Here is a 20,183-nt window from a genome sequence, read left to right on the forward strand (position 1 = left end):
ATTATTACTTTTAAAAATTCAAGAGATAAAGATTTAACTACAATATATATTTGAAAAATAAGTTTAACAAATCTTCATAATTATCAATTGCTTCTAAGTCTCCATTATTTAATACTATATTTATTATTTTGAAAAATTCTTTCATAGAATATTTGCTATAATCCTCAGCTTTAGCAGCTATTACAAATATATATTGAACTGTATCTACTTTCCATTTGATTGGTTCTCTAAGCTTAATGAATGATAGTGAACTGTTTTTTATATATTTTTGATTGCCGTGGACCAAAGCAAATTTTTTACCAATCTCGGTTGATTCAAGTTCCTCTCTTTTTAAAAGAGAGTCAAAATAATTTTCATCAACTAGGCCTTTTTCTAAAAGTACATCTGCAATATATTTCAGAACCTTATATTTGCTATCAATATCTAAATTAAAACTAGAGGTATCCTTATTTAAGATATTTATAAACTTATTCTCTATATAAACATCTTTTTTTAAATCTATTACATCAAAGATATTGTCATTGCTGATTGGTATTTTAAAATAATCTGATGTTTCTAGATCAATAGTTGAAAATACCAAATAGTCGTTAAAGTCTTGATTTATAAATTCTCTATATGTTAAAATTTTTTCAAAATCAATCCAGTTAAGATTCGCCTCTAAGACTGTTTTTAAATATTGGTTAAGACCGCTTCTGAAATCTGAAACAATAACCGCTTTTTGTTTTTGGACACTGTCTTTCTCAAAACTTAGTATATATATAACAATATAAGCGATTTCATAGAGTGGGATATTGATATTATATAAATCGTAGAAATCCTCAGCTACATTCATAATTTCATTGAAATAAAAAGCTTGTTTTTTTATGATATCATCGTAAACTGGATTATCTATTTTCTCTCCCTTTTTTATCCTCGAAAACATTAGAAGAAGATGCTTGCGGATTAATTCCTCTTTTTCCTTAGAATCGAATAAATAGGTATTATTGTCGTAGGAGAGATGGTCTTTGAGAAGTTTTATAAAATTATTAGCATTTATAATTATATTTTCGTCATAAATAAAATAGGAACTTAAATCTATTTTCTTAAATACTCCGATTAAGTAGTTAGCTATTTGCTCTTTGTTTAAAACTATGTAATGAAGCTTCATAAGGTTAAACATACTTATCGCATAATGTTGATAATGAGAATCCACAAGCTTTTCTGAATCATCCAAGTCTTTATTAATTATATAATAGATATGCGCCTTTAATAATCTATGGATTTTCTTATCGATATTATACTTTATAGAAAAAACATAAATTATTGAATTTATTTTATCTATATCAATTTTATCCAGTATTTTTTGAAAGAGTTTGTCAAAAATTTTATCATCAGGGGACTTAATAAGTATATCTCTAAGTAAGTCATACTTATTTGAGAAATTATCTTCTATAACAATTCCTATTTTTTCCCTGATATCTAAATCTATTTTATAGGAAGCAAAAATATTTTTTATTTCGAGCAAATACTTGTTTGCAGAGTAATAAGATAGGTAGTAAGAGGACATAATAGACGATATAGTTTTTAAATTATCATTGAGTAGGTCAATAATAATTAGGTATATACTCTGGTCATATTCACTATTAGTGAACATTTCAAGCTTTATCCCTTCTCCATACTTTTTGTGTATTTTATATGAAATTGACTTATTTCTAAAATGTTCCTCTATCCTATCTAAGCAATTATAAATTGTTCTTCTTGACAAGTTTGTTGAATCACATATTTCATCTATGCTTATATATGATTTTTGTTTTTTTAAAAAATCTAATAAGATTTCATCGTTGTGATTCATTATTAACTCCTAGTTAAGTTTGAGATTTGCTAAGTCGCTTGCTTTAATTACATTGGTTCTTTCTAATTCTGTCAGCTCGTCTGCTAAGAAATTGCTGGAAGTTTTACCTTTAATTAGATATTTTTCTTCCTTGTCTATGTTAGGATTGTACAATCTTAATAAAAGTTTGTCTCCATATTCTTCTTTTTTGAGTGTTGAGAAAATTACATTACCTTCAACTTCTAGTAAAGAATAATCCTTATCTAATGCTTTGTGATCTTTAGGAATTACAAAATTATTAGTATTATCTAGGATTTCTCCAGCTTGATATACAAAAGGCTTGTTTAGTGCATCATGGGCAAACTTGTGCATATCATAATAGTTTTTATCACAATCTCTAATATAAAAAGTAGTTTTGATAGTTTTTCCAATTATTTCGTGACCTAATTCTTTTGTGTATACACCAGAAGCACGACCAGGTCTATCATTAAGGTCTTCTTTTCCTAGATAAGGAATTGATCTAAAAGTTGTGAGGGCTATTTTTGAATTATCTAAGATTTCATATTCCCTAACACCATCGCTTACAACTTGCACAGTTTTATCAGAATTTAAACCAGCAAAAGAAATCATCGGCTCAATTCCTCTTGGTTTTTCATCCCACTTTTCATCTTTCCAATTAGAGTATTTATCATAATCAACTTCTCTTATTATTGTAGAAAATTGATTATCAGATAAAGAATGGTCAGAAGAAATCTTGCTTGCTACTACTAACCTATCCCTGTGCTCATGGATTTGGTTTGTAGTTTCTTGGCTTACTTCTATAAATTTCTTTCCTTTGTATAGGGTAATATCTATTTTAGAAATTAAATTGGCATTTAAAACGCCTTTTTCCCTATCTTTGAGATTATATGGTAGGATTCTTTTGAGGTTAAAAGATAATTTTTCAAAGAAAATGTTCTTTTCTACTCTAATATTATCTACAGTGCCTTCGTTTATATACAAATCCTTGTTTGGACTTGAATAATCGTAAGAATCTCCTTCGTCACCGTTATTTTCTAGATATATTTCTGATATATTACTATCTCCAACAACTTTGACATGACCATTATCCTCTAATATTACTTTATAGAATGTATTTTCTATAAAATCGCAGGAAGTTTTATTAATTTCGATTTCCTTTAGCTCTTTAGATTCAATTATATCATAAGTTTGATAACCCATTGGAAGAAATGAATCGAAAATCATAACTTCAAACTTATTTAATTTATCATAATTATTAAGGTTTGAAGATTCTTCATTATTGACTCCTATTTCTTTTTGAGATTTTTTAAGGTCATCTGTAAAATCTTCTTTAGATAAGATTAGGTAGTCTATATTCTTGCCATCTCTTTTAATTTCAAAATTTTCAAAAGGCACAAGGATTTCAAACTTAATGAAGCCATCCCTAATATTTGGAGAAAGGTTGTAGGCTTGGAATGAGAAATCTTTAGGATGTATTCTATCACCAATTCTCCTACAGATTAAATCAATGAGGTTAGAAGCATAGTCATAAGCTATATCGTAGCGATTTTCTATAAATTTATTTGTAAGGTCTGAATTGCACATTCCTATTGAATCGTGGGCAGAATTATCAAGCATAAGTCTCCAAATTTTCTCGATAATTTCTGATTCATACCTTAATCCTAAATTATAAGCTAAACTCATAAGTGGCTCTAGCTTGTGAGAAATAAGTCTTTCGAGTAAGTTGTTTTTATTTTTGAGATCTGCTCTTGTTGAGAAAATAGACTTGTGAGTTCTAGAAAATTGTCCAAAGGTAAATTCACCAGAATATTCTTTCAAATTGTCTTTGTTAGCTTCAAATAATTCATCAAGAGAATCTTCTAATGAAGTAATTTTTATATCCATTCCTGAAGTCTTATTTAATTTTTGAAGATTTTTTCTTATAGGTTTTTGATCTTCTCCATTAAATAAGATATATGGTTCTTTATTACCAAATTTTTTCAGTTTAGAAATTAATTCTTCAAAATATTCTTTATTAGCATCATTTGGAGGATATGCCATCACACCGTAGTGATATATGTTAAATGATTTTATTTTATAGCCACCATTAGATTTCCAGATAAACTCTCTGTCTTCAAGAAGATGATTTGCAATTCCCCTTCTGAAAACGGCGTATTCTAAGTTAAACTGGTTAAATAGCATTGGTAATTGAGCACTCATACCAAAGCTATCGGGAAGGTATCCGATTTTTTGATATCCGCCATATTTATTAGAATCTTTTACTCCATAAAGAAGGTTTCTTAATATACTCTCGCCAGAAATTACAAGGGTGTCAGTTTGAGTGTACCAAGGTCCTATTATTAATCTTTTTTCTTTAACAAGTTTTTTTACTAATTCTTCTTTTTCAGGACGGAATTTTAGATAATCGTTAATTATAGATGTTTGTCCATCTAGTAAAAATGAATGAAATTCTTGACTTTCATCAAGAAAATCAAGAATTTCATCAAATACAAATGTTGAATAAATCTCAGACCTTTGGGATGTAAAATACCATTCTCTATCCCAATGGGTATGAGCTATCACATTCACTTTATTCATAGTTTACCTCAGGTAGTTTACCCTTTTTAATTTGGTTATTCCTGTATAGTATATTTACAATAGCTATAAATAGGGAACCTATTAATATGCCACCGACATATTGTAGTAGACCGGATACAAGAGGCCATGCCCATATTGCTGATTCTGGGAACCATTGAACAGCTCCAGTAACAACTGCAAATAAGGATCCTATTACTGAACCGATTACATAAAGAGGAACTGTAAATGCTGGATTTTCAAGAGCGAAAGGAATAGCGCCTTCACTTATTCCCATGAACGCTAAGAAAATTGAAGTTTTACCAGCTTCTTTAAATTGTCTATCATAAACTCTTCTACCTACTATATATTTATCAAGTATTGTTGATAAGCCAAGACCGATGGATGGAGTAACGATTGCTATAACCCTAGCTGTAATAGGCATTACTTTATCAACTGTAAACCCAGTTGCAACAAATCCTGCCGCTTTATTTACAGCTCCACCTAAGTCAAAGGCTGTAAATATAGATAGAAGGATTGAGTAAACTATTTGTCCACTTTGTCCTGCAGATTCAAGCAAGTTTTTAACTTGACCGTTTAAGAATGCACCAAATGGAGTTATGACGTATAGCATAAGTATCATTGTTGTAAGTATACCAATTAATGGGATAAGGAATGTTGTTTTGAAAGCCATCCAATTGTGACTTACTTTGATTTTTTCATTTAATAACTTTATAAAGTAGCCTATAATGAAAGCTATTAATAAACCACCTAAAAATCCAGAAGGTGCAGGGGTAGCGCCTTCAAAAACACCTTCGGTTAAAACTAGTCGTTCTATCGGCTTGTTTGCAACTATACCGCCCATAAAACCACATATTAATGCAGTTTTACCACCAATTGAGTTAGCGGTGAATGCAGCGAAAATTGGAATTGCAAAACCGAATAGGGTGAATCCAAATTTTGATAAAATATCAGCTAAGTTAAGCATTGTAAGAGAAGTTCCAGTAAAATTACCTGAATTCATAGCATCAACTATTGAAACTGATGGATCTATTTTTAAAAATACATAAGGAATAAGTTGTGATATAGCACCTAAAAGTCCTCCCATGATTAAAACGGGAATCATGTAGGAAATACCAGTCATCAAGTGTTTTTGAACCTCGGTAAATTTTGAATTTGAGGTTTTCATGTTAGAATTAATTTTTTTGGGACTGCTGTTATCTGATCCGATTTTTCTTTTTGTAATTGCCATAATAATCCTCCTAGCTATTTAAGTCGTCTTCTATTTCCTGGATAATACCATCAGGATTTTTAATTGCCTCAGCCAAACTTACTTCATAAACCTCATAACCTTCAAATCTCTCCATATTTTGAGGAGTGATAGCTGTTGATAATAAAATAACATCAGCTTCTGCTAGGTCTTCAGCTGTAAGTTCATTTTGGATGCCATCAGATCCTTGGGTTTCTATTTTGCATTCATAGCCCTTTTTTTCAGCCGCTTTTTGTAAAGCTTCCGCAGCCATAAATGTATGAGCTAAACCCATAGTGCAAGCACATAAACCAACAAATTTTTTCATATTATTCTCCTAATTCTTGTATTTTATCAAATACTTCATCTTCAGATGCGTTTAGGCAAAAATCTCTAAATTCTGCATCTACAAGTTTTCTGCTGAGATTAGCAAGCAGAGAAATGTGAACATCTCCGTCTTTGCTAAATAGAGCGATAACAACCTTAACCATAGAGCCATCCCAATCAATCTCATCTTTAAGTCTTAAAAAGATTAAGGAAGTCTCCAAGACATTGCTACTTTTTGCATGGGGAATAGCAAAAGGTGGGAGCAAGGCTGTGCTCATGATCTCTTCTCTCTTAACTAATTCGTCTTTGATGGATTCCTTATCAGAAATTAGACCAGTCTTAAAAGCTTGGTCAACCAAGAAATCAAAACATTCGTCCTGATTTTTGAGGTCTACATCAAAGATAGCGTTTTCACGGTACATAACAATCATCTCCTTTATTAAAGTATAAACCAAAATTTAAAGAAATATTCATAATTTTCTTCACAGTTTCTTGCACATTTTCGAATTATTAATTATTAGATGCATAATTAATAAAACAGCACATGGATTTTCATTTCATAAGATTAAAAAACTGACCGTGAAGGGTCAGTTATAAATAATATATAATTTTGTCTTATAAATTTATTTCCCAATTTCCTCAAGATAATTATTGTATTCACCTTGCCAATAAATTTTGTCTCCTTCTGTGATTTTTCTTACGACTTTGGCGGGAATGCCAAAAATTTCCCTGAAATTTTCATCCTTCATAAGGGCAAAGGCCGCAAGGGTCAAAAAAGAACCCGCCGAATCAGAAGTAAGAAAAATTTTTTCGGGATTTAGATTCAATTTGCAAGCATTATCGTAAATATAGGAAAGACCGTCAAGGACATCCTTGATTTGGTCCCTAAAAGTCACATCAGGAAGGAGCCTGTAGTTGATATTAACAACATTAAAACCAAACTTGGCAAGATAAATGCAAGCCTGTTTGCAAATCTCCTTAGTCCCATAAACAAGCCCACCACCGTGGACGTTAACCACAGTAGGGAGGGCATTTTTGGAAGAGTTTTCATAGTAAATATCAAAATAATGGTACAAATTCCCATCATCCTTATACGAAAGGTCAGCAAGCACTTCAACCCCATCAAGACCATAAGAAGCACAAGCCAGACGCTTGCAATCATTTTTATTCAACATTTCAATAATATCTCTAAGACCCAAATTAGGATATAGGTCCTTTTTATTATCACTCATAAAACCCCAACTTTCCACCTTTTAATTTACCCCAAAGAGTGGAGGGCTCAAGATTTTAAGATATATAGGATATTGCTATTAAAGAAATATAATAATAGTTTGGAATAAAATTGTCATTATAAGTTGTAAATGTAACAAGAAAACACTTATACTCTTGGCTAATGTAGGCGTTAACTAAGAATATAAGTGTTTTAAGTTATTTTAATGAAATAATTTTATAGATTTTTTTCAGCTTCTAATTGTTCATCATAAAGTTGTTGATCTCTCTTTTTGAAGAAAGGATAATAGATTAATGTAGAAACTGTAAATGTTACTATTGCAAGAACAAATGCTTTCCAATCTCCACCTGTTCCAATAAAGGCATTAAATCCTCCAGGGATAGGCCAAGCGAATTGAGCTATCATTGGTTTAACTAATCCAGATTTTGTAGCGAAATAAGCTATTGTTCCAGTTACCATAGGTGAAAGAATAAAAGGAACAGCAAAGAATGGATTATATACAATTGGTAGACCAAAGATTATAGGTTCATTAATATTGAAAATTCCTGGAATTAATGCCGCTTTTCCTAAGACTTTAAATTGTTCACTTTTAGCGAATAGAACCATTAGTAATACTAAACCTAAAGTACCTCCAGCTCCACCTATGAACATATATGCATTATCAAATCCACCTGCAAATGGAATATTTGCTCCTTTTATATTCATTTCCATATTATATAGGACAATTGGAGTTAAGAATGCTCCAATTACGTTTGCATGTATTCCTACTAACCAAACAGCTGATATTAAGAACATAATTATCATAGTTCCAATCCAAGATGTTGTTAAAACTGTTACAAATGCAAATGGTTTTGAAATGACATCAAAAACATCTGTTCCTAAACTTATCAAAATACCATTCACGAGAATCATTGTTACAGCAACAAAAAATGAAGGAATCAAAGCTGTAAAAGAATTTGCTATACCTGCTGGAATAGAGTCGGGTAATTTAATTACTATATTTTTCTTTACACAGAATCTATAAATGTTAACAGCAACATAGCTTACAATAATAGCAGTAAATACTCCGGTTGATCCCAATCTATTTGGGGCGTCACCTATTGCCCAACCATTAATAATTCCGTTTTCTGTATCTGTTAATAGTTTTAGACTAGAGTCTTTTGCAAATTGTGGCAATGTGATGAAAAATGCAAAGACTGATAACAACATTCCTGAAATAGGACTTAGATTCAAATTTTCTTCTTCAGAAACTAATCTTGTGTATTCATATCCAATTACACATAAGAAGTATAGTGCAATAAGTCCTATAGATGCTGTAAGAGCAAGTAAATATATATCGGCAAATTGTACTAGATAAGCTTCATAAAAACCTTGCAATGGGGTTATTACTCTTGGTAAGATGTGTAAAACCAAAAACATGGATCCCACAATTGTAAAAGGCATAGCTGCTATACCAGCGGCTTGAACTGATCTTACAAACTTGATTTGAGAAAATTTAACCATTGGTTTCATTAAGTATTTTTCTAAAAATTCAAACATATTATTTCTCACTTTCTTTTAATTTTAAATTAAATTTTTGCCATGGTTTTAAATAATCCAATATAAAAATTTCGTCATCCGCAATTTTGCCTACAACATTGGATTTGCCAGTGTTCTTAAATGTTTTTTTTGCTATTTGAAATTCAGCTTTATATTGTTTATATTCGTTTGAATTAATTATTATAGAACCTTTTTCTATATATTCTTTTGGATTGAATTTTGGTATATCCTCATTTTCATATTCTAATACTGTATTAGATGATCTGATTATATAATCAGATATGTCTCCTCTGTAGAATAATTCCGAATTTAGGACTATTTTTTTCATTATTTCAGGGATATTATTCTCTAGTTCTATATCTAAAGTTGGTTCTGTTAGAGAAATACTACTAATTTTTTTTAGCTCATCTTCTGTTGGATAGCAATTTGAGATTATAATATCATCAATTGAATCCATAGCAATGAAGTGTTTTAATTGAACATCAATAGGTAAGTCCCTGTGCATTTCTAGGGTAGGAAGACCCTCAGTAATAGGCCATGGTCCAAATGCATCATCATTTTTAGAACATATGAAAGCTGCGGTTCGGATTTTTCTTTGGTTAAATTTAACCGTATTTCTATTAAAAAAGTCCAGGCTTATTCCGCTATGTCTTTGTGGATAAAAATTATGGCAACCCATTAGATTAAATCTATTTGGGCTATAATCAAATAAATTATCTATAGAATGTTCTACTGCTGACATGTTAATTTCGATTTTTAAATTTTCTTTATTATATGTTAGACGAGATTTTTGCATGTTGTTAAATCCGCCATCTATTCTAATTCCGTCAGCTCCTATTTTTTTAAAAAAGCTTAAATCATTTAATTTTACATCAAACATTTTAAAAATATTTTCGTTTGTGTCTACTATTATTTCAAAACCTCTATCTTTAGAGTATGTAAAAATATCTGTAAATGTTTCTACAATTTCATCTTTGCTTTTGTTTGGTAATAATAGGTTTGAAAAAATTCTTTTAAATCCATATTTCGAAGCCTTGTCTATATATTCTTTCATATCATCGATATTGGATTTGTCAGGATATATTGAAATACCAAGTTTTCTGTCCATATAACTCTCCTAAATAGATTTGTTTTTGATTTTCTTATAACATATTAGCGTTAATAGATTTGCTGTTGTCAAAGCTATTACTAAGTTGACGTAAGAATTTATTATAGAAAAAATAATATTTAAACTTAAAATAATTATAATGATACTTAGACATTTGTTTATTTTTATTTTATCTAGTTGTTTACCATTTAATACTTGAGCAGTATAAAAATTTATTAATAAGATTAATATAGGTATAACTGCTAGACTTATAGCCGATAAGTAATCTTTTTTTACATAAAGATATAACGAGCAATAAACTATTAAGAAAAATGTTATTACTGAAATATACCTTAGAGAAAAGTAATTATTAAAATTTTTATAATTTTTTCTTCTTTCTGAAATTAAATTCATTATAAATTATTTAATACTAGCTGTGCCATGGCTTCAATGCCTGAAGGGATTGGCGCATATGCCTGAAAAGTCACTTGAGCAATTTTTTTGTTATTTTTTTCTGCTTTAGCTGCAAATTCGTCATATTTCATTCTAACTTGTGGACTTATTAGTATTAAATCATATTCGTCAGATGTGAAGGGTTTATCACCAACTGAAACGGTGGTCGCATCCATTGTTATATCTTCACCTTTTTTTTGTAGGTACTCTGTAACCTTCTTTGCCATAAGAGATGAACTCATGCCAGCATTACAAATCAACATTACTTTTTTCATTTTTTTCCTCCAAATCTTTAAATTTTTTATTTATTTTTATCCATCTTTTAGCATTATCCATAGCCATGGTAGCCATAGTTAAATGGTCTTGTGAATGGATTAAAATCACGTTTATCGCATTTTTTTCGCCATTTGCTTCATTTGTTAATAATTCTGTTTGTATTTTATGGCAATTAAGGAATTCTTGGTTAGCTTGTTTTAATAAAGCTTCTGCCCTTTCAAAATCGTAGTTTTCAGCCGCATCCATGGCTTCCGATGATAGTGATCGGCTTTCACCAGCGTGAACTATGATTTGAAAGGCTATTTCATATATTTTTTCATTATCCATTTTCCGCTCCCTTCAAAAATATTTTCTGAAATTCTTTAATATTATTTGCTTCTGATGATTTTTTTATTAGTTCAAAATTGTTTAAGTAGTCTCCTAACTTATCGTAGTATATACTTAAGTCACCCCTTGTATTACCAATGATTAAAGAAAATATTATTTTTACGTTATTTTCATTCCATTTTATTTTTTTTCTTGGAATTAGAATTATTGAGAAGCTATCGCCGTCTACTTGCTCAAATATATGGGGCAAGGCTATGTTTCCGTAGGATGTAAAGGCCATTTCTTCTCTTTCTAGATATTGTTGTTTGATAGTAGAAAAGCTTAAATTAGTTTTTTTTGCAACAATATTTGATAGGATGTCTAAAGCTTCACTCATATCTTTGATGTCAATATCTTTTATAAATATTGAATTAGTAAATATTGAGTCGATCTCAGTAAAGTCACTTACTTTAATGGCATCATCTATTTTCAAGAAATCTTGTTGTTTAAATATTACATCCACATAAACAATTGGTGTTTTGGTTTTTTCTTTGATAGGTACAGAGGATACTATGAAGTCAAAATTATCAAGCTTGTATAGTTTTAATTTACTTAAGTCAGTTAAGCTTAGGCTTGAGATTTGACTCATGTATTTCTTTTCGATTTGTGTTTTCATTATCTGTGCTGAAGCATTCCCAGAACCACAAACTATTAAGATATTTCTTTTTTGCTGGGCGTTATTTTCCATAGCACTTGCAATATGCAAGGCGAGATAACCAATTTCATCATCGGATACTTTAGTGTTGTAGTTTTGATTTATTGGGTTGGTAGCTATAGTTGCCAACATAAACGAAATTTGATTTTCTTTTATATCAGTAAGTATTGGATTATTCATTGTTAGTCCATACCTTAATCTTTCTATGAGTGGACCAAGGTGGAGGGATAGGGCAAAGAATAGGTCGATATTTGATCTAAAGTCGTATTTGCTGACTTTGTAGATTTCATCTATCATCTTCTGAGCAAGCTCAGAGATTTCTGGTGATACTTTCTCATAGTTTGTAATAGCGTTTTTGCTAATTAGGTGCATGGTTAGGTAGAGGATTTCTTCCTTTGGAAATTCTATATCTAATTTATCTGAAAGTTCTTTAACAACCATATTAGCAGTGTCAAATTCTTCATGAGAGACTACCCTTTTTGATAGCTCATCGGACACCTCTATATATTTTCCATTTTTAATACGAAGAATAGATATATAAATATGAATTACAAGGTTTTTGAAGTTAGCATATGGCATATAGAAAGATTCAGGGAAACTAATGTCATCAATTATTGCTTGGATTTTGCTAAAAAGTTTCTTTTCTTCATCTTTACCAAAAATTGATGGGTCTTCGCCTATCTCATTTCTTATGGCACGTCTTATATCTTTTTCATTCCCTTCTATTTTCATACCGTAGTAAGGTTTGCTTATTAGGTTAATTTTGTAATCAGCTAATAGTTTTCTAACTTTTTTTACATCTTTGTTGATTTGAGAAGGAGATACATAAAACATATCGGCTAGTTCTTGCTGTTTAATAAAGGAATTTGAAAACAAAAGAAGTTTTAAGATACTTTCTATCCTAAAATCTTTGTTGGGGTTTTCTTGATGAAAGTAGGCGTATTTGTACCAATCATGCTTTAGAAAGTTTTTGAACTTATCTTCATTTAAGATTTTGAATTGATATCCTTTTCCTGTTTCTGATACTACAATAGCACCATTTCTTTCAATGTATGAATTAAGGATTGATATTTCCTTTTGGACAGTTTTAGAACTAAGTTCAAGAGTCGCTCCAATCTCTTCTGAGCTATGATAATCATAATCTGTTGTTAGGAAGTCAAAGACTTCTTTAGTTCTTGTTTCAATCATTTTATCACCCTTAATTATATTATAGTAAATAATTTTCTAAACCTCCACTCAAACATTTTCTTTATGGGTAGGTAAATTTATTGTATTGATATAGCAAGGTAAACTAATTAGGAGAAAGGGAGGTATTTAATTAAGAATAGGAAAAAGAACTTAATAAAGTCCTTGATAAAGGCAATAAAAAAACTCTCGAAAGAAGTTTTTATTATTACTTTGCGAGAGTTTTACAAATTTAACATATTTTTTATTTTACCTGTTTACAGACCTTGCCATCATGGATACAGTGTGTCTGATTCCTCTTATTGCAAGACTTATCTCAAATATATTTTCAACTGGTGCAAGGCCACCGTAGCCGGCATCTCCTATGTGTTGGATGTCTACGCCACAGATTTTGTTGGCTATGGCAATTTGCCTGATGGTTTCTTTGCTAGAGCCTTCTTGGCTTGTGCCTATAGCAGTCATAATTAGGGCATCATTGGCATGGGCAACTTTTACAGCTGCTTTGAGGTCTTCGCTATCAAAGCCTGGGACTGTGCCCACAGCTGGAACAAGGATTATATCAGCTCCTGCCTTGACGAAGGTTTCTATGGTTTCCTTATTAGTTACTGGTTCGTCAACACCTGATGAGTGCATTTTGCCAGCGATGATTAGGCCTGAGAAATTTTCCTTAGCAAGTTTAATCGCCTGGGCTATGGTTTTATTTGTAACCCCTGTGCCAGGATTGCCTGTTAGGCACAAAAAGTCCATGCCAAGCTTATCTAAGGCGGCCAAACTATCCTTGTTGACAGTTCTGCCCCTAGAGATTTCTAGGAAATCTTCCATCATTTTGGCATCTGGATCTATTGGCTCGAGGTTAACACCAATAGGTCTTCCGACAAGTTTTTTTAGTTCATTTACAAAATCGGCTTGGTTTTCTATACCAGCAAGCTTAGGTTCTAGTACATCTACTGCATTCAGGAGGATGAGGTCGGCACCGAAAGCAGTGGCGATTTCTGCCCCTGTTATATCTCCTATGAAGGCTTCTCTAACGGCAACATTTTCTGCACAAACAGTCCTGCCCTCGCTTGCCTTTATACTTTGTTTGAGTTCCTTTGCAGAATAGGCTATGAGGTCTGACGCATTGGAACTTATTAATCTTTTCATTTTATTCTCCTTTATTGAAATGTTCGTTAATCTTATAAAATGCGTAAGCATAAATTTTTGCACATTTTATTAAATCGTCTACATCCATCCACTCATTTGGCAGGTGAGCAATTCCATTTTGTCCTGGAAATGATGGGCCAAAAGGAATGATGTTTGGGCAAAAATGAGCATAGGTCATGCCAGTGGTTGTCGTTGGTTTTTCATTTTCGTCCATAAAATCATTGTAGGCACCATTTAAAATCTCTACCAAGGCAGAGTTTTTATCTATCAGAAAGGCTTTTTCGTAGGATACTAGGTTCACTTTTAGACCGAGAGCATTTTCTTCGATTTTCCTTAGGACCTCATCCTTATCGCAAATAGGCATAGAAAGGCTAAAGTCTATACCGTATTCATCTTCAGACCTAAAAATTTTCTTGCCCCTTAAAATCATCCTACCAAAGTTTTGGTCACTGATATCTATGTCTAGGTTTTTGATTGGGTCGCCGGCAAAGATTTTTTTGTTTAGGAAATTTTCAAAACTTTCAAAATCTCCCCTTAGCTCGACCTTGGCCCTGGCTCTTTCGCCGTAAATTGCTGGGAATTTATTATCTGGGGAAAATCCCATTATAGGTGGCTTTTCCTTGGTTAGATAATATTTTAGATCTGCCATGCCGCTTTCTTCATCAGATCCGAAGACAATCCTAAATTCCCTGTTGAATTTGACTCCTAAAATTTTTAGGGCATATAAACCATAAAATGCAGCCATAATTGGTCCCTTGTTGTCAAGAGCTCCCCTGGAGTAGATTCTATTATCGTGGATTTCACCGCCATAGGGTGGGTACTTCCAGCCTGGTAATTCGTCTACTACATCAAGGTGGCCCATGGCACAAACATAGTCGCTGCCTTCGCCAATCGAACAATAGGCCATGTGGTTGTCTACGTTTTTTGTTGCAAAACCCTTATTAGAAGTGATTTCTATTATTTTTTCCAAGACCTTTTTGCAGTCTAGGCCGTAGGGAGCATCAGCTGTAGCTTCTGCCTTTTTGCTAGGGATTTTTATTACTTCTCTTAGGTCCGAAATTAGGTCGTCTTTTAGGGAGTCGACCATTTGGTCAATCTTATCTTTCATTGCAAATCCTTAATTTTTTCAAATTCTTTTTCATCTAGGTTTTCGATAATTATTTTTACCAGTTTTAGGCAATTTTCAACATCATCTGTGTTTGCTAGGGTGTGGTTGGTATGCATATACCTGACTGGAATTGATAGGGTCATATTTATAATCCCATCTAGGGATTTGTGAATATTTCCAGAATCAGTTCCTCCCTTGTTAAAGACTGCATATTGGTATTTTATCTGATTAGTCTCGCACAAATTTTCGACCCAACGCATAAGGCCCCTGTGGGCAATGGAGTTAGAGTCTATAAAAGAAAGGACGAGGCCACCACCGAGTTTGACTGAGTTTTTGTCAAAGACAGTATCACCTGCAAGTGTGGTGTCAATGGCAAAGGCCAGGTCTGGTCTAACTATATCTGTAACTGTACGAGCGCCTCTGAGTCCTGGTTCTTCTTGGACTGTGAAGGCCCAGTAGATATCGGTTTTGTTGGCAAGTTTATTAGCCAAAATCTCTTCGCCAAGGTAGGCAGAAATCCTATTATCTATTGCCTTTGCTAGGAAAAATTTATCATTGGCAAGGTCAATGTCTGGCGCATAGGGAACCACTTCATCGCCAATTCCTATATTCAATTTCTCAAAATCTCCATCTTCCAAAGCCAAATCTAGGTAGAGTTCATCTTGGCTTAAAGTTTTGGATTTCTCTTCTGGACTTCTACCGTGGGTTGCTGGAGAGGAGATGACCCCAAAATATCTTTGACCATCCTTATTTATCAATTGGTAAATTTGGCCAACAACCAAGTGGGTCCAGGTAGAACCAACAGGTCTTAGCTTCAAAAAATTACTCCTAAAATCTTCTACCAAAAACCCGATTTCATCGATGTGGGTTGCAAACATGAGTTTTAGAGGGTTTTGAGAATCTTTAGTTTTCTTTCTTACAATTAGGCTACCTATCCCGTCTTTTTGGATTTCTAGGCTCTTAGCATCCAGGTTTTTTTCTAAATGGCTGACGACCCTATCTTCAAAAGAGCTCAGGCCAGGAAGGCTTGATATGGATTTAAATTTTTTTAAATCCATATCAGACTCCTAAAAATTCTTGGGCTTGATCTAAAAAATCAATTAAGAAATTCTCAAGCTTTTCTATGTCGGTTTTCATAATTACTTCATTTGCTGTTGTGATATTTGCTGTGGCAAGGCCTACAGATAGGCTAGGAGTTCCTGAAAGAGTCTTGTGGATAAAAGACCCATCATTGCCCCTAAGTCCAAGATAGGCCTTAGTTTCAAATTTTGATTCCACAAAGGATAAAAGCTTCCTGTCAGGTAACATTTGCTTATCGTATTTGCCGACAATTATCCCATCGCCTAGGGCGATTTTTGGACTTGAAGCGTTGGTTTCAAAGCTTGTAAGTGCAAGGGCGAGGTCAGGCCTTATGACATAGGTTGCAGTTTTTGTTCCCCTAAAACCTATGGTTGATTGGGAAATTCCACCAATATATAGGTCGAAAGGATAGGTCTTATCCCTTATTTTTTCGGCAAGGCTTATGGAAATATATTGGAAGATTTTTTGGCTAAGTGACCTTGCCATTATGAAGTTTTCATTTTCAAAAAAAGGAGAATCTAAACTTACAAGATCTCCTATATTTACCCTTTCTTTAAGGTCATCTAAGGGCAAGAGGACTTCTATAAAAAGGTCATCTTCGCTTATAGTTGATTTTGTGTTTTCGGCAAATTTCACATCTGCCTTTATGACACCCTTGATGTTTTCTTTGTTTCTTGTAATAATATTTACTCTTTGATTTAAAAAAGATAATGGAGAAATATCTTCTAGGAGTATAAACCTTAATTTTCCATTATCTTCTATTTCTCTAACCATTAATCCGTATTCGTCAAGGGGAAAGGCTAGCATTATTTTTTTGCGACCAGGATTATCCTTATTGAAAAAAACTGAGTTTAGATTATCTCTCACTATTTTATATCCATAGGATGCATAAGCATCTTGAAGATAATTGCTAATTTGTTTTTCAAAACTTGATACGGAATAAATATCATAGATTTCTTTTATTTTTTTCTCTATCATAATTTTTAATATAAATGGTCCTCGTTGATTTGTTTACCATTAACTTTGGAATCTATATAGCAAGCTAGGTTGTCAAAACTTTCGCTAAGACCTGTCCCACCTTTTTTTGGCATTTTTAGGATATCAATCTTATCCTTGTAGGCCTCGATGGTAGATTCGTTTTCTTGAGACATCATTGCTACCACATTAAGATTAGTGTTTTCTTTTATGGATTTTGCAATTTCGGCAGACATTAGGGCATAGTCTTCAAAGTTAAAGCATGGTCCACAGACAACCATATCTGGTTGAATCTTTTCTGCCATTTTTGTCATTTTTATTACTACTTCTTTTTTGTGGTTTAAAAAATATTCGTTGCCACAATATAAGGTTGCTACTATGTTAGCAGAAACCTGATCGAAATGAGGTTTTAGCATAAGGGCAGAACCAATTCCGCCCTTTGCTATAGCTAGGTCCTGGTTGGGATTTGATTTACCACCAGCACCGGCCAAACCCTGATCAAAGATCAATAAAATTTTCATTTGTTGCTTCTTTCTAAAAATTAATCTAGGCTTAAATCGTCAAATGAGAGTGAGTCGATTTCGTCAACTTCTTCTACCTTATTCTTTTCTTCTTCTAGGTATTGGTTATCTAGAAGTTTCATGAATGGGTAGTAAATTGCCATATCAAGGGCAAGTAGGCCTAGCTGCAAGATTACTGCAGAGATTGAACCTGTGATTAAGTATCCAGAGAAACCTATTGGTGTTGTCCATGGTAGTTGGATACCAGATGTTATAGGAATGAAACCAGAAATTGTTGCAATATATGCTATAACTGTATTTGCAATAGGTGATAGGATAAATGGAATTATCATAATTGGGTTTAATACTATTGGTAGACCAAAGATGATTGGTTCGTTAATTCCAAAGATACCTGCTGGTAGAGATAGTCTACCTAAAACTTTCATTCTTTCAGATTTAGCTAAGAATGCCATCATTATTACAAGACCAAGTGTTGATCCACCACCACCGAAGTTACAGAAGAAATCTGAGAATCCAGCTGTGAAGATGTTTGTCATTTTTAGACCAGCTTGGGCTGCTTCGTAGTTTTCAAGGGTAAGTGCCTTGTGGATTGGTGAGAATACTGTGTTTGTAACAGCAGGGCCGTTAATACCAAAGAACCAGAATAGGGTTGATAAGAATTGGTATATAACTTCAAATAGGGCAAATCTTCCAAGGCCAACTAGTGGTGCTTGAAGTACTTGGTAAATTAAGTTGTGTAGGTACTCATAGGATGTATGAGAAATGATGATATTTATCACAAAGAAGAATATCATTGATAGGGCTGCAGGTATTAAGGCTGCGAAAGAATCCATTACTGCTGGTGGAACACCATCAGGTAGTTTTATTACAAGTTTTCTATTCATTGCCCAAGCAAAAATATTTACAGCTAGGATTGCTACTATCATTGATAGGAAGATACCAGCAGTACCAAAGTTTCCAAAAGCAAAACCACGGAATACTTGTTCAGAATTTTCAACATTTACAAAGTTTGGGTGTCTTTGTGGTGTTACTATCAAGAAGGATACTAGGGCAACTGTTGCTGCTGATACCTTATCAGCTAGGCCTTTTTCACGAGCATAGCAATAACCAATAGAAAATGATGCTAGTAGGGCTATACAGTCAAAGGCTATGGCTGTTACTCTACCAAGATAAGCATCCCAGCCTTCTCCCAAAATGCCAGCCATAAATTCTGCGTATCCATTAATTGGGAAGTTGGCAATTAGTAAAAATATAGAACCAATGATAACAATTGGTGTTGTAATTAAGAAACCGTCTCTAATCGCACTTAAAATTTTGTTTTTTGATAAGGCGTTAGCGATAGGTGATAGGATAGAATCAAGTTTTTTTAACATTTCTATTTACCTCCGTTTTTCTTGTATTCTAAGATGGTTGCCTTGAGGACTCTTTCGCCGTTCATTGTGCCATAATCATCAGGATTAATTGGCATAATAACCTTGCCAAGATTGCCGTATTTTTCTTTTGTTTTTTCATAAATATGGCGTACTTGTGGACCTAAGAGGATGGCATCTGGGTTCTCTGATTTGATTATTGTATCCATTTCAGAATCAGGGAAGGCCTTCACTTCAATAGGCAAGTTATTTTGGTCGGCAACTTTTTGCATTCTGCTCGCAAGTAGGCTTGTTGACATGCCTGCGCTACAAAATAAATAAAATTTTTTCATATTTACTTCCTTTTTCTTACATAAGTATTTGAAACTTTGTCTTGAATCGTTTGATGAGTTGTCTTATCCTTTAGGGATATATAAGAGGAATAAGCTATTATAAGGGTCATAGCAGAAGCTAAGATTATATCAAAAGTCTTTGTCCCGCTATGGTTTATGTGTTGAAATATGGTTTGGATTATGGTGTTAAAAGGAGAATACAAGATGCCTTGGAGTAGGAAACATCCTAGAAAATACCTTTTTGTTAGGGTCATAAGGCTAGGTTTACTCCCGTCCATACTCACTATTTCAAGTTTCATAACCTTGTTCATTAGAGTGGCTGTACTTTTTGAAGTGTAAGGGATTAGTACATAGTAGATAAAGGCTATTATTAATGACATAGCAATTATAATGGCATCTGCCTTATTATTTCTAGTAACTATTGCCCCGTACTCATCTCCCAGTCCAGTAAAAATCAAGCTTAGCCTAATGGTTAAGTTTAAAAGGACAGCTGAGATGTACCAGTCTATTATATAAGCAAAGACTCTTTTAATAAAATATTCAGTTTTTGTGTATTCCTCTATCTTTATTTTAGATTTTTTACTCATCTATTTTCCTAATTTCTTTTATCAGCTGAATATTTTCTTCAGCCATTAATTTTATCACCTCCGTTGTTATTAGTTGGTCTTCGGCGTGCATTAGGAGCAAGCCTACTTCTACCTTATTACCAGATGCTTCTTCAGTAATTAGGGAAGAGTGGGCCTTGTGGGCAAGTCTGTAGGACTTTACACCCTCCTCAATTAGCTCTGAAGCTCTTTTAAAATCACCTTCCCTTGCCTTGGCCATAGCCTCTATATAATTTGATTTGGCTGTGCCTGCGTGCGAGATGATTTGAAAGCAAATCAATTCTAAATCTTCCATGT

The 20,183-nt window shown here is 32.9% G+C and carries 20 protein-coding genes; all 20 read right to left on the reverse strand.

All coding sequences use genetic code 11. The features are described from left to right. Nucleotides 1-37 precede the first annotated feature (37 nt). Nucleotides 38-1,831, reverse strand: coding sequence for a BglG family transcription antiterminator (locus J2Z38_RS07610; RefSeq protein ID WP_209774475.1), 1,794 nt, complete (start codon nt 1,829-1,831; stop codon nt 38-40). A 9-nt stretch (nt 1,832-1,840) separates the two neighbouring features. Continuing rightward, a complete protein-coding gene (locus tag J2Z38_RS07615; RefSeq protein WP_209774477.1) occupies nt 1,841-4,408 on the reverse strand; it encodes a glycoside hydrolase family 38 N-terminal domain-containing protein in 2,568 nt (855 codons plus the stop codon). Beyond that, nucleotides 4,401-5,636, reverse strand: a complete 1,236-nt coding sequence (locus J2Z38_RS07620) for a PTS fructose transporter subunit IIC (RefSeq protein ID WP_209774478.1) — start codon at nt 5,634-5,636, stop codon at nt 4,401-4,403. Before J2Z38_RS07620 ends, J2Z38_RS07615 begins: the two co-directional genes overlap by 8 nt. A 10-nt stretch (nt 5,637-5,646) precedes the next feature. Then, nucleotides 5,647-5,961, reverse strand: coding sequence for a PTS fructose transporter subunit IIB (locus J2Z38_RS07625; RefSeq protein WP_209774479.1), 315 nt, complete (start codon nt 5,959-5,961; stop codon nt 5,647-5,649). Between the two features lies 1 nt (nt 5,962). Then, nucleotides 5,963-6,382 (reverse strand): PTS sugar transporter subunit IIA, encoded by a 420-nt coding sequence (locus J2Z38_RS07630; RefSeq protein ID WP_209774481.1) that lies wholly within the window; start codon nt 6,380-6,382, stop codon nt 5,963-5,965. Nucleotides 6,383-6,583: 201 nt separating this feature from the next. Then, the gene (locus tag J2Z38_RS07635; RefSeq protein WP_209774483.1) at nt 6,584-7,192 is read right to left on the reverse strand and encodes an alpha/beta hydrolase; all 609 of its coding nucleotides are present in this window, start codon (nt 7,190-7,192) and stop codon (nt 6,584-6,586) included. Nucleotides 7,193-7,407: 215 nt separating this feature from the next. Continuing rightward, on the reverse strand, nt 7,408-8,730 hold the full coding sequence (gene celB, locus J2Z38_RS07640; protein ID WP_209774484.1) for a PTS cellobiose transporter subunit IIC: 1,323 nt from the start codon (nt 8,728-8,730) through the stop codon (nt 7,408-7,410). A 1-nt stretch (nt 8,731) separates the two neighbouring features. After that, complete coding sequence (locus J2Z38_RS07645) at nt 8,732-9,838, reverse strand: DUF871 domain-containing protein (protein WP_209774486.1); 1,107 nt, start codon at nt 9,836-9,838, stop codon at nt 8,732-8,734. Between the two features lie 392 nt (nt 9,839-10,230). Then, entirely contained in the window at nt 10,231-10,545 is a 315-nt protein-coding gene (locus tag J2Z38_RS07650; RefSeq protein ID WP_209774488.1) for a PTS cellobiose transporter subunit IIB, read from the reverse strand. Beyond that, nucleotides 10,520-10,873 (reverse strand): PTS lactose/cellobiose transporter subunit IIA, encoded by a 354-nt coding sequence (locus J2Z38_RS07655; protein WP_209774489.1) that lies wholly within the window; start codon nt 10,871-10,873, stop codon nt 10,520-10,522. Before J2Z38_RS07655 ends, J2Z38_RS07650 begins: the two co-directional genes overlap by 26 nt. Next, nucleotides 10,866-12,755, reverse strand: coding sequence for a BglG family transcription antiterminator (locus J2Z38_RS07660; RefSeq protein ID WP_209774491.1), 1,890 nt, complete (start codon nt 12,753-12,755; stop codon nt 10,866-10,868). Before J2Z38_RS07660 ends, J2Z38_RS07655 begins: the two co-directional genes overlap by 8 nt. Nucleotides 12,756-13,001: 246 nt before the next feature. Next, nucleotides 13,002-13,895 carry a DUF7916 family protein gene (locus J2Z38_RS07665; protein ID WP_209774492.1) on the reverse strand — a complete coding sequence of 298 codons (894 nt, stop codon included), beginning with the start codon at nt 13,893-13,895 and terminating at the stop codon, nt 13,002-13,004. Between the two features lies 1 nt (nt 13,896). Further along, the gene (locus tag J2Z38_RS07670) at nt 13,897-15,003 is read right to left on the reverse strand and encodes a Sapep family Mn(2+)-dependent dipeptidase (RefSeq protein ID WP_209774493.1); all 1,107 of its coding nucleotides are present in this window, start codon (nt 15,001-15,003) and stop codon (nt 13,897-13,899) included. Beyond that, complete coding sequence (locus J2Z38_RS07675; RefSeq protein ID WP_209774495.1) at nt 15,000-16,061, reverse strand: M42 family metallopeptidase; 1,062 nt, start codon at nt 16,059-16,061, stop codon at nt 15,000-15,002. Before J2Z38_RS07675 ends, J2Z38_RS07670 begins: the two co-directional genes overlap by 4 nt. Nucleotide 16,062: 1 nt before the next feature. Continuing rightward, entirely contained in the window at nt 16,063-17,061 is a 999-nt protein-coding gene (locus tag J2Z38_RS07680) for a zinc-binding metallopeptidase family protein (RefSeq protein WP_209774496.1), read from the reverse strand. A 5-nt stretch (nt 17,062-17,066) separates the two neighbouring features. Beyond that, the gene (locus J2Z38_RS07685; protein ID WP_209774498.1) at nt 17,067-17,579 is read right to left on the reverse strand and encodes a GrdB-related putative oxidoreductase; all 513 of its coding nucleotides are present in this window, start codon (nt 17,577-17,579) and stop codon (nt 17,067-17,069) included. A gap of 20 nt (nt 17,580-17,599) precedes the next feature. Beyond that, a complete protein-coding gene (locus tag J2Z38_RS07690) occupies nt 17,600-18,952 on the reverse strand; it encodes a PTS sugar transporter subunit IIC (RefSeq protein WP_209774499.1) in 1,353 nt (450 codons plus the stop codon). A gap of 2 nt (nt 18,953-18,954) precedes the next feature. After that, nucleotides 18,955-19,281 (reverse strand): PTS sugar transporter subunit IIB, encoded by a 327-nt coding sequence (locus J2Z38_RS07695; protein ID WP_209774501.1) that lies wholly within the window; start codon nt 19,279-19,281, stop codon nt 18,955-18,957. 2 nt (nt 19,282-19,283) lie between these two features. Next, nucleotides 19,284-19,868: an RDD family protein gene (locus J2Z38_RS07700; protein ID WP_209774502.1), complete on the reverse strand. Its 585-nt coding sequence runs from the start codon at nt 19,866-19,868 to the stop codon at nt 19,284-19,286. Beyond that, nucleotides 19,861-20,181: a PTS lactose/cellobiose transporter subunit IIA gene (locus J2Z38_RS07705; RefSeq protein WP_209774504.1), complete on the reverse strand. Its 321-nt coding sequence runs from the start codon at nt 20,179-20,181 to the stop codon at nt 19,861-19,863. Before J2Z38_RS07705 ends, J2Z38_RS07700 begins: the two co-directional genes overlap by 8 nt. Nucleotides 20,182-20,183: the final 2 nt, after the last annotated feature.

The sequence above is a fragment of the Anaerococcus degeneri genome (assembly GCF_017874475.1).
GTDB lineage: Bacteria > Bacillota > Clostridia > Tissierellales > Peptoniphilaceae > Anaerococcus > Anaerococcus degeneri.